Origin of the sequence: Desulfovibrio sp., from assembly GCA_016208105.1 — a bacterium.
Lineage (GTDB): Bacteria > Desulfobacterota > Desulfovibrionia > Desulfovibrionales > Desulfovibrionaceae > Fundidesulfovibrio.
This window is the reverse complement of sequence record JACQYS010000009.1, coordinates 1-13436: the sequence shown is the minus strand read 5'-3', so window position 1 is coordinate 13436 and position 13436 is coordinate 1. Positions and strand designations below refer to the sequence as shown.

At 59.7% G+C, this 13436-nt stretch carries 11 protein-coding genes and 1 pseudogene; 5 read left to right on the top strand and 7 right to left on the bottom strand.

From position 1 onward, the window contains the following. The first annotated feature begins 89 nt into the window (after nucleotides 1-89). Both HY795_04150 and HY795_04145 read left to right on the top strand, forming a co-directional pair. Entirely contained in the window at nucleotides 90-1145 is a 1056-nt protein-coding gene (locus HY795_04150) for a hypothetical protein (protein ID MBI4804409.1), read from the top strand. A gap of 3 nt (nucleotides 1146-1148) precedes the next feature. Beyond that, nucleotides 1149-3686, top strand: coding sequence for a hypothetical protein (locus HY795_04145; protein MBI4804408.1), 2538 nt, complete (start codon nucleotides 1149-1151; stop codon nucleotides 3684-3686). 164 nt (nucleotides 3687-3850) lie between these two features. Here the strand turns inward: HY795_04145 and HY795_04140 are convergent, their stop codons facing one another. From HY795_04140 to HY795_04130, 3 genes and pseudogenes are all read right to left on the bottom strand, one after another. Beyond that, nucleotides 3851-4597, bottom strand: a complete 747-nt coding sequence (locus tag HY795_04140; GenBank protein ID MBI4804407.1) for a L,D-transpeptidase family protein — start codon at nucleotides 4595-4597, stop codon at nucleotides 3851-3853. Nucleotides 4598-4631: 34 nt separating this feature from the next. Then, nucleotides 4632-6647: pseudogene (locus HY795_04135) on the bottom strand (DEAD/DEAH box helicase). A 161-nt stretch (nucleotides 6648-6808) separates the two neighbouring features. Beyond that, nucleotides 6809-7378 carry an outer membrane beta-barrel protein gene (locus tag HY795_04130; protein MBI4804406.1) on the bottom strand — a complete coding sequence of 190 codons (570 nt, stop codon included), beginning with the start codon at nucleotides 7376-7378 and terminating at the stop codon, nucleotides 6809-6811. Nucleotides 7379-7807: 429 nt separating this feature from the next. On the opposite strand from HY795_04130, the gene HY795_04125 reads away from it, so the two are divergent. After that, nucleotides 7808-8560 carry a glutaminyl-peptide cyclotransferase gene (locus HY795_04125; protein ID MBI4804405.1) on the top strand — a complete coding sequence of 251 codons (753 nt, stop codon included), beginning with the start codon at nucleotides 7808-7810 and terminating at the stop codon, nucleotides 8558-8560. After that, nucleotides 8557-8799 carry a hypothetical protein gene (locus HY795_04120; GenBank protein MBI4804404.1) on the top strand — a complete coding sequence of 81 codons (243 nt, stop codon included), beginning with the start codon at nucleotides 8557-8559 and terminating at the stop codon, nucleotides 8797-8799. The genes HY795_04125 and HY795_04120 overlap by 4 nt, the downstream gene beginning before the upstream one ends. Before the next feature lie 10 nt (nucleotides 8800-8809). On the opposite strand, the gene HY795_04115 is transcribed toward HY795_04120, so the two are convergent. Next, the gene (locus tag HY795_04115) at nucleotides 8810-9607 is read right to left on the bottom strand and encodes a prolipoprotein diacylglyceryl transferase (GenBank protein MBI4804403.1); all 798 of its coding nucleotides are present in this window, start codon (nucleotides 9605-9607) and stop codon (nucleotides 8810-8812) included. 103 nt (nucleotides 9608-9710) lie between these two features. Next, nucleotides 9711-11039 carry a tetratricopeptide repeat protein gene (locus HY795_04110; GenBank protein MBI4804402.1) on the bottom strand — a complete coding sequence of 443 codons (1329 nt, stop codon included), beginning with the start codon at nucleotides 11037-11039 and terminating at the stop codon, nucleotides 9711-9713. Nucleotides 11040-11312: 273 nt separating this feature from the next. Between HY795_04110 and HY795_04105 the strand changes: the two genes are divergently transcribed. Then, nucleotides 11313-11699 (top strand): TraR/DksA C4-type zinc finger protein, encoded by a 387-nt coding sequence (locus tag HY795_04105; protein ID MBI4804401.1) that lies wholly within the window; start codon nucleotides 11313-11315, stop codon nucleotides 11697-11699. Here HY795_04105 and panB read toward each other — a convergent pair. Both panB and HY795_04095 read right to left on the bottom strand, forming a co-directional pair. Continuing rightward, nucleotides 11679-12530: a 3-methyl-2-oxobutanoate hydroxymethyltransferase gene (panB, locus tag HY795_04100; protein ID MBI4804400.1), complete on the bottom strand. Its 852-nt coding sequence runs from the start codon at nucleotides 12528-12530 to the stop codon at nucleotides 11679-11681. The genes HY795_04105 and panB overlap by 21 nt on opposite strands. A 73-nt stretch (nucleotides 12531-12603) precedes the next feature. Beyond that, nucleotides 12604-13230, bottom strand: coding sequence for a helix-turn-helix domain-containing protein (locus tag HY795_04095; protein ID MBI4804399.1), 627 nt, complete (start codon nucleotides 13228-13230; stop codon nucleotides 12604-12606). Between the last annotated feature and the right edge of the window lie 206 nt (nucleotides 13231-13436).

Genomic DNA, 13436 nt, shown 5'->3' with positions numbered 1-13436 from the left:
TCACTCATTGCAAAGAAACGGTCAGGTCCGGTTCGGGGCTCTCTCGGCTACTTCTGCCGCATTGGTGAAAATTGAAGAGGGATGAAATCATGGAACCAAACGCTTTGATCCCAGCGGCGGACGCCATACCCGCCGCGCCGTGGCTGTTTCGTGGCCTTCTCGACCTGACCTTCACCGTCCACGTACTGTTCATGAACGCCATGCTGGGGCTCACCCTGCTTGGCTTTGTCCGCTCCCTGTCCGGAGGGCAGGCGCTTTCGCAGCAGGCCGCGCTGGTGCCCAACATGACGGCGCTTACAGTGAACATCGGCGTGGCCCCGCTTCTGTTCGTGCAGGTACTCTACGGGCAGTTCCTCTACGTTAGTTCCACGCTCATGGCCGTGTATTGGTTTTGCCTGGTGCTGGCTGTCATGGCCGCCTACGGCCTTGCATACCGCCAGAAGTACGCTCTGCATGGAAACAAGCGTCCCGGAACCATCATTTGGGGCCTCATGAGCCTCCTCATGCTCTACGCGTCATTGGTGCAGACTCACAACGCGGTGTTGCTGATTCGCCCGGACCTCTGGAGCGGCTTTTTCGACAATCCTTCCGGTACGCTCACCGCCTGGGGCGACCCCACCCTCATCCCTCGCTGGCTGCACTACGTGACTGCGTCCGTGGCCATGGGCGGGCTGGCGGTTGCCATGCTTGGGTATAAACGAGCCAAACAGCACGACCCTCAGGGGGCGAACCTGACGGCCGAAGGACTTAGCTGGTTCGGATGGGCCACCCTGGCCCAGTCTCTGGGTGGGGTCTGGTGGCTCATGAGCCTGCCCAGGCCGGTCATGCTGGCCTTCATGGGCGGCGACCACGCTGCCACGGCGCTTCTCATGGCAGGGCTGGCAGGCACGGGGGCGTCCATCGCCTTTTCTTTCAAAGGCAAACTCATGCCTGCCGCCGGATCGGCTGTCCTCACGGTGGGGCTTATGATTGCCATGCGCGGGGTGCTGCGCCAACTGTATCTGGCGTCGTATTTCAGCCCCGAAAGCCTGCCGGTCACTCCGGAACCGTCCACCACCGCCATGTTCTTCGGCTGCTTCGCGTTGAGCCTGTGCGTGGTGATCTGGGCCGCAAGACATCCCAAAATTGACCCCAAGGGAGCCTAAGCCATGGAATATCCCGTTCTGCATTGGGACTTCTGGGGCGGCGGCCTGCTGATCGCCCTGGTTGCGACCATCCATGTGTTTATCGCTCATTTCGCAGTAGGTGGTGGTCTGTTCATCGCGGTGATGGAAACCAGGGTGCAGCGTCTGGGTCTGGTTTCCCTCAAGGACTATCTCCGTAGGTACGCCAAGTTCTTCCTGGTATTCACCATGGTGGTGGGTGGGCTTACAGGCGTTGGGATCTGGTTTTCAATCTCCATCACCGCTCCCGGCGCCACCTCGACGCTCATTCATGCTTTCGTGCTGGGCTGGGCCACGGAGTGGACCTTCTTTCTGGCCGAGATTGTCACCCTTATTACCTACATGCGCTCTTTCGAGGCGGAGAAGTCCAAACGCAGGCTCATCCTGGCCTGGATGTATTTCGCCTTTGCCTACGGTTCCCTGGCGGTGGTACAGGGCTTCATTTCCTTCATGCTCACTCCTGGCGAATGGCTGGAAACGCATCGCTTCTGGGACGGTTTCTTCAACCAGACCTACTTCCCGGGGCTTGTGCTGCGCACAGGAGTGGCGGCGGTGCTGGCCGGAGTGTTCGGGCTCATGACCGCACAGGGGGTGGAAGACGAGACCATGCGCAAGCGTCTGTCCCGATTCTGCTCCCTGTGGGCCGCGTTGCCCGTGCCCCTGGTGGTGGCGGCCGGGTGGTGGCACATATCCGTGCTCTCCCCGGAACAGCAGGCCTTGGCCCTGGGCCGCTCTCCTGAAGTGGCCCTGGGAATGCGCGTGTTCTGGTGGGCGGTGCCGGCCGTGGTGGCCGGGGGAGCGCTCTTGGCCGGCGGCCTGCCACGGACTTTGGCCAGAATTCTGGCCGTGTTCACCCTGGCCGCGTCGTTTCTTTTTCTGGGTTCATTCGAGTACATGCGCGAGGCCGCACGCAGGCCGTATCTCATAACCGGCCACATCTATTCCAACGGCATCCCGGTCTTAAGGGCCAAGGACATAAACCAGAACGGCATGCTGGCTTCGGCCAAATGGAGCCGGGTGAAGACCGTGACAACCGAGAACAGCCTGGAGGCTGGCCGAGAGCTCTTCTACCTGGAGTGCTCCAGTTGCCACAGCACCGGGGGCCCCATGCTGGATATTCTGCCCCGCTCAGCCAAGTATTCCACCTCTGGCATGGAGGCCCTGCTCACCGGCCTGGGCAAGATAGGAAAGTACATGCCGCCCTTCCTGGGAACCGCTGAGGAGAAAAAGGCTCTGGCCGCATACCTCACCGAAGGGCTGCACGGGACCAGACCGCCGTCTTCCGTTGCCATTGACCGGACGCTGGACTTAGTGCCAGCCTTCGAAGATGCCGCGCCCTATGTGCTCACCGCGGTGGCGGACAAAGGCATCAACATGCTTTTCGACACCAAGGGGCAGTGGTCGCTCAATATCGGAGCCCAGGGGCTGACCGCGCACCTCATCCGGCGCGGACCTTCGCCCCAGCTGGTCACCGAAGGCGTCACCGTGGTCTACTCGGTCGAAGGTCAGGCCGGAGGAAGTCTCAAAGCTTCGGGTAGGGCCTTCCGGGCCGACGTGGTCCCGGTGTCGCCATACACACAAGGAGATCAGGCCAAGGAGCAGGCATCCGGTCAACCAGACACTCAGACCCCGTCGGGGTTCAATCCCTATCCAGTGGCCGTGGTCCAGGCCTTTGACGCGTCGGGCAAGCTCCTGGCGGAAACCAAGGCCGTGCTGCCCGTGTCCACGGAGCTTGGCTGCAAGAACTGTCATGGAGGCCAGTGGACCCACAAAGTGGCGGGCGTTGCCCCGGCAACGGCCCAGGACGTGCTCAAGGCCCACGACCGCCTGAGCCTCACCAGCCTGGCCAAGGACGCCGGCAAGGTGGACTGCCGCTCCTGCCACGACAACCAGGCCACGGGCGCCAACCGTTCGCTCAACCTGTCCGCCGCAGTGCACGGGCTGCATGCCGTGTATCTGGCCGGGCGCGGGGCGGACGCGTGCGACATGTGCCACCCCACGGCCCCCAAGGGAGCGACCCGCGCCTTGCGCGATCCTCACGCCGCTTCTGGGCTCGACTGCACCAACTGCCACGGCCCCTTGGAGGATCACGCCCTTTCCCTGCTCACGCGCGAGGAGCAGAAAGGGGTCAAGGCGGCCAAGCCTTTACTTGCGCTGATCAAGCAGCGCGACGCTGCTCCCGTGCCCCGCGCACCCTGGGTGAACGAGCCCAAGTGCGTCACCTGCCATGTGGGCTACAAGTCTCCCGTGAACGACCGGGCATATGGCAGCTGGACGTCCGGGGCGGGGGAACTTTTCAAAGCAAAACGGGACGACATGGACTCGCTGACCTGCGCTTCCTGCCACGGCTCGGTTCATGCGGTGTACCCGGCGGACAATCCCTACGGGAAGGACCGGGACAACCTCCAGCCCCTTCAGTACCAGCACAAGGCCAGGGCCCTGGGTGGCGCCAAGAACTGCAGGGCCTGCCACACCATCGATATGGATTCGGCCGCGCACCATCCGGGAATGGGGGTGGAGTAGGCTTACGCGGGTTGTTTCGTCGCGACAGAGCAAGGCCCCGGCTGGGATCAGTCGGGGCTTTTTCTTTGGTTCGCGTCAGGAGAGGTGGAGGAAGGCCTCCGGCGGCCAAAGGGCTTTGCCCTTTGGAATCCCATGTAGCTTCGCGGGGAGTATGGGACGATGGTTTAGGGTAAGCCGTAGGCCTTGGAGAATCTCTCGTGTTCGTCTTTGGGCAGCTGGACCAGCAAGGGTGTCTTCTTTGCGTCCAGCCAGGCGGCCACGCGCTCCATGTTCTCTCGGGACATGGCCGTGCATCCGGACGTGTAGGAATCCGGTGTCCGCCAGATGTGCAGGAAGATGCAGGACCCGCCGTTCGGGACAGGAGGCGTGGCGTTGTGGGCCACCACGACGCCAAGGTCGTACTGGTGGTCCAGCCGTCGCATCTGCTCGGAGCTGGTCCATCCCTTGGAAGCCAACGTCGAGGTGTCCAGCACTTGATTGTAGTGTTGCGAGGCCGCGTCGTCCACGCACTCGTATGCTGCGGTCATCTGCGTGTAGGGGATCTTCAGCGCGCGCTTGCTGGCCGGGGCTGTGCCGAAGGCCGGGCCCAGCAGGAAAATCCCAGCCGGAGCCTTGCCGTCTCCTTCTCTCTTCACAGGGCCGGGGCCAGTATCGCTATGCAGACCGGCCCCCCAGCCCATTCCATTCTTGCCGAGCATGACAGGTATGGGTGGGCCGACCGCCTTCCAGGTTTTTCCAGGTGTTCTCTCAAAGAGGCGCATCTGAGCATTGCGCGTCTCCCAGCCGTCAGTCAGGACGAGAAGCACCTGGTTCGACTGCGACGCCGGGTTCGTCTGGGCGCAGGCGGTGTCGCAGGCAAACGCCAGGAGGGTTGCCAGAACAAAGACGAAACGGGTGGACCAGGCAGTCATGGTGTAGTTCAGGTGAAGACCGCAGGGGTTGCCCTTAATCCCACTCGATGCCCTTGTATTCATCCGGCTTGTATTCGAGCTCCACGGGTTTCTCAGCCGGTTCGCTCTTTGTCTTGGGTTTCGCCTTGGACGGCACTTTGGCTTGTCCTTTAGGTTCCGCTTTTGTTTGTGCCTTGGCCTTGGGCTTGGCTTCCGCTGCAATCTCGGCAGTCTTCTTCGTTGCGGCTTTGGGCGCGGCCTTCGAGGCAGTTGCCTTTCGGGAAGGCGCCTTGGCAACTGGAGGGGCGACGGCCGGCACCGCTTGTGCTTCGACTACACTCGGGTCGTCGACCCCAACGTCAGCCATGGGAGCGTCCGGGGAGCCGGGCTTCTTCTTGCGACGGCGGCGGCGTTTGCGCTTCTTCTGCTCCGCGTTCTCGCCGCCAGGGGCGGAAGCAGCATCCAGCACGGCGTCGGCCTGTGCGGGCATCTCGCTCCCGGTCAGGGCAATGTCTGCTTTGGGTGCGTCGCCAGCGTTTTCGTCGGCACGGGATTCGATGCGAGGCTCCCGTTCGCGGCGGGGCTCGCGTTCCCGGTATGCCTCACGCTCCCTGCGTGGTTCGCGATCGCGACGGGGCTCGCGTTCCCGCCTCTCTCCTCTGGATTCCTGGGACACGCCTTCAGGTTGCACCGGTACGGCGTACAGGGTGGTCTGGTAGCGTTCGTCCAAGAGCATGGCCAATATGGAGGCGTCCTCGGTGGCGGCAAGCTCCTGAGCCAGGGGCAGAAAACGCTGCAACCGTACCTTTTTCAAAGGCGGCATTTTGCGCAGCTCGCCTTCCAGAAGCGCGGTCAGACGTTCGCCCACCACTGCTGAAACGTCCTCGTCCGTGGGAACCGGCCTTTTTATCAGGTCGATGGTGAAACGCTGGCCGATGCGTTTTATGGCAATTTCTTCCATGATGTTCACCAGGGTGATGGCCGTGCCTGAAGCCCCGGCGCGTCCGGTGCGTCCGGCCCGGTGCACGTAGGATTCCGGGTCCTCCGGGGGCTCGTACTGGATCACGTGGGATAGCTCGGGAATGTCCAGGCCCCGTGCGGCCACGTCCGTGGCCACCAGAAAACGCAAGTTTTTCTTGCGTAGGCGCATGAGGACCTGTTCGCGCTTGGCTTGTGTGAGATCCGCCGAGAGTTCCTCGGCATCGTAGCCGAAGCCTTTGAGCACCTCGGTGATGTAATGAACGTTGGCCTTGGTGTTGGAGAAAATAATGGCCGAGGTGGGGTTCTCAATTTCCAGCAGGCGCACCAGGCAGCGGTCTTTGTCCATGCCCGGCACTTCGATGTACTGGTGCAGGATGTCCGCCACATGGACCTGTTTGGCCGAGAGAGACAGGAAATTCGGATTGTCCATGAACTCTTCGGCCAGACGAAGAACATAGGGCGGGTAGGTGGCTGAGAAGAGAAAGGAGGAAACGCGGCGCTTTGGCAGGTAGCGCTTTATTTCCTTCATGTCCGGGTAGAATCCGATGGAGAGCATTCGGTCGGCCTCGTCAAAGACCAGCACGCGCATTCCGTCCAGGGTGAGGTTTCGCCGCAGCAGATGGTCCAGGATGCGCCCGGGTGTGCCCACCACCAGGTGGGCTCCGGCGCGCAGTTCGTCGGTCTGCTGGCCATAACCGACGCCGCCGTAGACCGTGGCCACTTTCAGATCCGTGCCGGAAAAGAGCATCTCGGCATCCATGGCCACTTGTTTGGCCAGCTCGCGAGTGGGGCAGAGAACCAAGGCCTGGGTCTGGGGCTTCTCCTTGTCGAGCAGGTGGAAGATGGGCATGAGAAACGCCCCGGTCTTGCCGCTGCCCGTGCGGGACTGGACCATGAGATCCTGGCCTGTGAGCAGGTAGGGCAAGGCTTTTGCCTGCACGGGCATGAGGGTCTCCCATCCTGCTCGGGCCATGGCTTGGCGCAGCTGTTCGGGAAGCTCCTAGAGAGTGAGTTCAGGCAGGGAAGCCTCAGGTTCGATGAGAGTCTCGAACTCGTCGGGCGATTGGGAAGAATCGTTGGTGTTGTCCATGTGTGCCTTGGTTGGAAAAGGATCGTTTGATGCCGCGCAGGTTCGAGCGGCGCCTTACGCTGTACAGACTTTCCGGGAAAAGAAAAAGGCCCCTCGGGTGAGGGGCCTTGCTGGTTGTTCTTAGCTGTTGCCAGCCGATTCGCACAGTGTGGCGTATCAGCCTAGAAGGCGTACTTCACGGCCAGGTTGCCGCCCCAGTTGTCCGAACCCTTGTTGCTGAACTCGCCGATGTGCTGCCAGCGTCCGGCAAGCTGCAGGCTGATGGCCTGGCTCAGGAACACGTTCATGCCGACTTCACCCACCTCGGTCAGGTTGGAGGAGTAGCCGTTGCGGGGCACCTTCACTCCCGAGAAGAACCCGCCCAGGCCGATGCCGCCGAACACGGAGAACTTCTCCTGGTTGATGAAGTGGTAGCGCGCCAAGGCAATGGGGCTGAACGCGTTCACGGTTTCGTAGTTGGCGTTGCCGGACCACCAGGGGTTGCGCTTTTGGGTGATCACATACCCCAGCGCCTCCACACTCAGGGAAAAACCATCGGCCACGAAGTAGCCGCCTTCGACTCCGTAGGAGAACATGGAGCTGATGCGGTCGTTGGAGTTGGCGTACATGCCCACCTTGGGCTCGACGTAAACTGTGCCGGCGTCCAGGGTTTTGGCTTGGGCCAGGCCGGCGCTCAGACCGAATGCCACGAGCAGACCCAGGATGAGAGTTCTCTTAAAAAATGTGTTCATAAATTCCTCCTTGAGCTGGAACCTCCAGCCGTGCCGAGATATATTTTCTGCATTGGGCTCATGTCAAACTGCTTTGCATGAAAACATCATTACAAAATAGTCATCGTCAAGGGACGGTCAAGGTGAACATCAATAGAAGCGAGGGTAAAATATTCACTTTTTAGAATGTTCACGTTCCTATCGCAGAGCAATGAATTGTCAGGTAGAGGCGGAATGGACTGGAGCAGAGGACGAGTGGTTCGTTTCAAGTCGTGGAGTGAGACCCGCAGTGTGGCTGCCGGAGCTTGCTGGGTGCCTACCTGTTGAGATAGTTCGGGGAACGTATCGCGAATATATTTCACGGCTTGCCTGGAAGGCCGGCGGACGGAGCTTGCGTTGGGCCTGAAGACACATCCACGAATGCGAGTTCATTCAAGTAAGGTATCAGTTGTGGCCGTCGCGGCATGCCTGGCGATTTTTTTCGCCACGCAGGCCTGGGCGCGGAGCGTGGGGTATACGGTCACACGCGTCCTGCCCCATGACCCAAATGCCTTCTCCCAAGGGTTGATACTTGCGGACGGATACTTTTACGAGAGCACTGGCTTGAATGGACATTCGAGCCTGCGCAAGGTCGAACCGTCCACCGGCAGGATACTGGCCCGCGTCGACCTCGACCGGGCCGATTTTGGCGAGGGGTTGGCCTTATGGAACGGCACCCTTTTTCAGCTTACCTGGTTGTCAAAAAAGGTGTTTCTCTACGACGCCGGAACATTGACACTCAAGGGCACCCTGCCTCTTGAAACAGAGGGCTGGGGAATCGCATCCACCCCTTGGGGGCTTGTGACCAGCAATGGAAGCAACACTCTTGTCTGGCGCGATCCCTTAAGCTTCCGGCCCACGCGGACGCTTCATGTGAGCGACGGATCCCGGCCAGTGGACAGGCTAAACGAGCTGGAGTGGGTGGAAGGGTTCATTCTGGCCAACGTCTGGCATGAGGATCGCATAGCAGTCATTTCGCCAGCCTCGGGAAAGGTGGCCGCCTGGATCGACTGCTCCGCGCTTCGAGCCAGGCTCGGTCCCCTGCCGCCGGATTCAGACCTGAACGGCATTGCCTGGGATGCTGCGGCCAAGAAGCTATACGTTACAGGGAAACACTGGCCCGCACTGTTCGAACTCGCCCTGGAGGGGCTTCCCAAACCATGAAGAAAGTCAGATGCAAGAACTGCCGGTACTGGAAGGGGCCGATCCCCTACGAGAACCGCTACTGTCCACCAGAGGACATGGGCAAGGGCGAATGGGGCTTCTGTAAACGGCACGCGCCGCGTCCTCTGGTGGAGAACGTGGAGACCGTCCGGGGAAAGACATTCATCACGGTGTGGCCCGAAACTTTGGCCCAGGACGTCTGCGGAGAATTCGCGCTGATACCGCTCCAGAAGGAGTAGGACGGCCGGGTCAGGCTTTTTTCCCGGCCTTTGCATAAGCGCGGAGCATCAGCCACAACCCAACGAACACCATGGGCAACGACAAAAGCTGTCCCATGGTCACCCAGCCGAACGCCAGGTATCCGAGTTGCGCATCCGGCTCGCGGATGAGTTCCACCAGAAACCGGAAAAAACCGTAGAGTGTAAGAAACAGCCCCATCACCGCACCGGGCGGCCTCTTCTTGGACGAGTACAACCACAACACGCAAAAAAGAACCAGACCCTCGAGTCCGGCTTCATAGAGCTGGGACGGGTGGCGCGCTATGGCTCCGGCTCTGGGGTCCGGGAACACCACGCCCCAGGGCTGGTTCGTGGGCCCGCCCCACAGCTCCCCGTTTATGAAGTTGCCGAGCCGTCCGAAAAAGAGGCCGGGAGGGGCCAGCGGGGATAAAAAGTCCCCGATATCCAGGAAGGACTTTTTGTGCTTGCGAGCGAAGAACCAGACCACCACGCACAGGCCGATGAGCCCGCCGTGGAAGCTCATGCCCCCGTGCCACACCTGCAGTATGGACAAGGGCTCACGTATGTAGGCCGAAAGATCGTAAAAAAGCACGTAGCCAAGACGCGCTCCAAGCACCAGGCCGAGCACGCACCAGGTGATGAAGTCGTCAACCATGGCCGGGGTCCATCCTGAACCGGGCCGCGACGCCCGGGAACGGGCGAGCGTCCAGCCGACGGCAAAACCCAGCAAGTACATGAGGCCGTACCAGCGGACCTGGAGAGGGCCCAGGTTCAAGGCAACGGGGTCGAAGTCGGGGTGGATGATCATAGAGGAAGCTGTGCCCTTAATGAAAGCGGCATGGACGTTTCATTCTTTGAAGGTTTGTCCGTTTAGAGCCCAGGCAAGTCGCGTGAAGATTGGTACGGTCATGCTATAAATCGCGCAACATGGATTTGGCCTTTTCGAAATGCGGATTGATCTCGAGAGTCTTTTGAAGGTATTCGGCAGCGAGATCCTTTTTCGAAGCGCTCATATACACTGCGGCGATATTGAAACACACGGTCTCATTGATGGACCAGAGTTCAGGGTTTAGCCGCAGGGCCTTGTCGATGTAGTTGTAAGCGTCCTGGAACTGGCGGCCCTCTCCGCAGGCCATGGCCATGTTGTAGTAAAGATTCGCATCGTTCGGGGAGATTTTGAGGCCCTTGCGGTATTCCTCGATGGCCTGGTCCCACCGGCCCTGTTTGCGCAGACTGATGCCCAGACGATTGAAGGTCTCGATGTCGGTTTTGTCGAGCATTCCTTTCTTTATATCCAGGGCTTGCCTGAGGTACTTTTCCGATATCTCGGGCGCGCTGGATATGCACAGTTCAGCGATGGTGCGTGTTACCCGGCTGACCAGCGCCATGGCTTCTTTGTGCGCCAATTTGATGGCCCCGTCGAAAATCTCGACGGCCTTGTCGCGCTCCCCCATGTTCAGATAGTTGTCTCCGATGCTTATCTTTCGGTCCACATTGAGGGGGCTTATTCTGTCCAATCTTTCCAGGTACTTTGTCTCTTCACTGATATTGCCCGTTTCCTTGAGAAGCTCGGCCGTTCTCTTGATGGGCTCCAGGTAGAGCTTCCCATTGCGGGAGGCCTCCATGTAGGCTTCCAGAGCCTCTTCTAACTTGCCCTGACCTTTGAGGCTGTCCCCCAAAACGAGCAAGGCCGCAGGGCTGCCAGGTTTTATCTCGAGTATCTTTTTGGCAATGTCCGCAGCCTCTTCGTACCTCTCGGTATCGTTCAGCTGTTTCCCGGTATCAATGAGTTCACCAATCTGCCCGCGGGGCTTAACAGTGAAAGCGATTTTCTCGATGAGCGTGTCCGGGGAAATCGGTTTGGTGATGACGTTGTTCGCCCCGAGCTCGTGCAGGTAGATGAGCACCTCCCTGGCGACTTCATTGGTCAGGATGATGATCAGTACGTCCGGATGTTGGTTTTTCAGGAATTGGACAAGATCGTGGGTATATTTCCCGTTTATTTCCCGCTCCACAAAAAAAACGATGCGGTGGCCTTTCCCCAATACGATGCGGATTTGTTTTTGAAGCTGGTCGGGGGTCGTTACGTTGACGATGCAATCGTCCTTGATGTGCAGGTGGCGCAGCAGAGTGCCGCGCAGATTCCTGTCGAAAAGGGGGTCCTGGCTGAGAACGAGGAAAACGCCGTTGTGTTGGAGGACAAACTCCCGAACGTCCTCATCGTAAACCTTCACTTTCATCAAATTCCTCCGCCCGGCAGCGTTGCAAATGTCGGTTGAACAAGCGCCGAACGCCTGGGATAGACGGGTTTTCGACGAGTTGACGCCGTCATTCTAAATGCAGAACGAAAAATTGCAAGGAAGGTTTGAAAAAGAGAGGATTCAAGGCGGAGGCGAAACCTGAATGTCACACTCGTGAAACAGCTCCTCAATGGTCGTTGGTCATACGTCATCTAGCGAAAGAGGTTGGGGAGCCGCTTGAGAGCCCCGCCCAATAAGCGCCAGGAGCGTGCCATGACCAATCAGATGCTTCAGACGTTTTGTGCGACCCTCAATGAAATGTTGGAACGGACCACCGGCAAAATGCGAGCCACAGTGGAGGAGCTTGCCGGTTTTGAAACCCTGCCCCCGGACATCGCGGACCGTGCGTCCATGGAGTCGGACCGCAACTTCGCCCTTCTTATGAGAGAGCGGGACCGGCAAACCCTTGCGCGCATCCGGGAAGCCCTGAGCCGCATCGAGTCCGGCGAATATGGTGAATGTGAAGAGTGCGGAGACGAGATAGCCATAGCCAGGCTTAAGGCACAGCCCATGGCCGCCCTGTGCGTTCACTGTCAGTCGCGGCGTGAGGATGTGGAGCGCTTAAGAGCGGTCGACGCGTCAGTTTTTTTTCAGGCTTAGGCGGAGCTGGCTGTACTCCTCGGGATCCATGGCGAAGCCGTGCTCCTGAGCCGGGAACCGCCCGGAACGGACCTCCTGGGTGAAGCGGCCGAGGGCTTCCCGGGCCAAGGCGCCGAGTTCAGCGTAGCATTTGACGAAACGAGGCTTGACCCCCTCGTAGAGCCCCAGCAGGTCGTGGAACACCAGAACTTGTCCGTCGCAGGCCGGCCCTGCGCCGATTCCGATGGTAGGGATGGGGATGGTCTGGGTTACTATCTCGGCCACCTGGGACGGAACGCATTCCAGGACCAGGGCAAAACACCCGGCCTCGGCCAGGGCCAGGGCGTCGTCTAAAAGAAGCCGGGCCTCACGGGCGGTTTTGGCCTGGACCCGGTAGCCGCCAAGTGCGGCGACATGTTGCGGGGTGAGTCCCAGGTGTCCCATCACCGGGATGCCCGCCCCGACGATGGCTCGAACCTGAGGCAGTATCTCTCCCCCCCCCTCAAGCTTGACGGCTTGGGCTCGTCCAAGTTTTACAAGCCGCCCTGCGTTTCGGACCGCCTGCGCAATGTCCGCCTGGTAGGACATGAACGGCATGTCCGCCAGCACCAGCGCTTTGGTTGCTCCGGTTGATACCGCGGATACGTGGTGGAGCATTTGGGACATGGTGACGCCAAGCGTGTCCGGCTGACCCAGAACCACCATCCCCAGCGAGTCGCCCACGAGCAGGATGTCAGCTCCCGCTGCTTCGGCCAGTCCGGCTTGTCCCGCATCGTAGGCCGTTATGACGGTGAGTTTCCGTTCACCCTTTGCGGCAGTGATGTCTGGCGCAGTGATTCGTTTTTCCCGCATGGTTCCTCCCGGCAGATGGCTTGGGGGAGAGACTATAGCCAAATACGGGCGGATTGTCTCTTGCGGGGTGAGCTCAAACCGGGGACATGATCCAGATTACCCGGCCCAAGACGATGCTGTGCATGCGCTCGAGCGGGACTCGCTGTTGCGGAATGCTGGGATTGTCGGCGCTTACGAGGGCCATGCCGGTTTGTCTGTCCAGATGGATTCTGCGGACGGTGATGCCCTCCAGAGGAAGATTGAGGCCATGAAAAGCGCCGGGGGACATCTCTTTGTCGTGCAGGTATATACCCACAAAGGCGTTTCGTCTGATTGAGGGCTCCATGGACGCGTCGGACATTCTGACAGCAGCCAAGGACCCTTCGGGATATTTTAAAAGAAAGGACGAAGAATCGGACGTTGCGCCGCCTGTGTTCATTTCCGAGGCCGAGAGGAAGGTTGGGGGCAGGCCGTCGTAAACCCATCTGGGGTTGAGCTTGTGTTGCTTGTAAAGCTTCAAGGCCCATTCCCCGGGAATGACCCCGCGGCGTTTTGCGTCGGAAATGCTGGACTGTCTGATGTTTAAGATGTCTGCTAGTTCGAGCTGGGTAGATATGTTCAAGGCTTTGACGATGCGGGTGAAACCCTCTGTGAACTCGTTTCCCCCGGGTTTGGACGTCGTGGCGCTGTTGAAGCCGGGTGTCGAGGAACGGAAAGACATCGGCCGTACTCCTTACTGCTCGTGGATATAGGCTCAACTCTATGAAGTTTAGCAACGAATAGATGGACGTGGCTATTGCCTTCGCTCCGCAATTTCCATACTTTATAGAAAGAATCTAGACTGTTGAGGAGGCTCGCCATGGCCAAACCTTACCACGATATGGACCTGATTACATTCCAGCGCCGGTTCGGAACCGAAAAGGCCTG

What these genes read in the sequence shown, in the direction of transcription:
- HY795_04150 (MBI4804409.1), top strand. Translation starts at nt 90, where the DNA reads ATGGAACCAAACGCTTTGATCCCAGCGGCGGACGCCATACCCGCCGCG.
- HY795_04145 (MBI4804408.1), top strand. Translation starts at nt 1,149, where the DNA reads ATGGAATATCCCGTTCTGCATTGGGACTTCTGGGGCGGCGGCCTGCTG.
- HY795_04140 (MBI4804407.1), bottom strand. Translation starts at nt 4,597, where the DNA reads ATGACTGCCTGGTCCACCCGTTTCGTCTTTGTTCTGGCAACCCTCCTG.
- HY795_04130 (MBI4804406.1), bottom strand. Translation starts at nt 7,378, where the DNA reads ATGAACACATTTTTTAAGAGAACTCTCATCCTGGGTCTGCTCGTGGCA.
- HY795_04120 (MBI4804404.1), top strand. Translation starts at nt 8,557, where the DNA reads ATGAAGAAAGTCAGATGCAAGAACTGCCGGTACTGGAAGGGGCCGATC.
- HY795_04115 (MBI4804403.1), bottom strand. Translation starts at nt 9,607, where the DNA reads ATGATCATCCACCCCGACTTCGACCCCGTTGCCTTGAACCTGGGCCCT.
- HY795_04110 (MBI4804402.1), bottom strand. Translation starts at nt 11,039, where the DNA reads ATGAAAGTGAAGGTTTACGATGAGGACGTTCGGGAGTTTGTCCTCCAA.
- HY795_04105 (MBI4804401.1), top strand. Translation starts at nt 11,313, where the DNA reads ATGACCAATCAGATGCTTCAGACGTTTTGTGCGACCCTCAATGAAATG.
- panB (MBI4804400.1), bottom strand. Translation starts at nt 12,530, where the DNA reads ATGCGGGAAAAACGAATCACTGCGCCAGACATCACTGCCGCAAAGGGT.
- HY795_04095 (MBI4804399.1), bottom strand. Translation starts at nt 13,230, where the DNA reads ATGTCTTTCCGTTCCTCGACACCCGGCTTCAACAGCGCCACGACGTCC.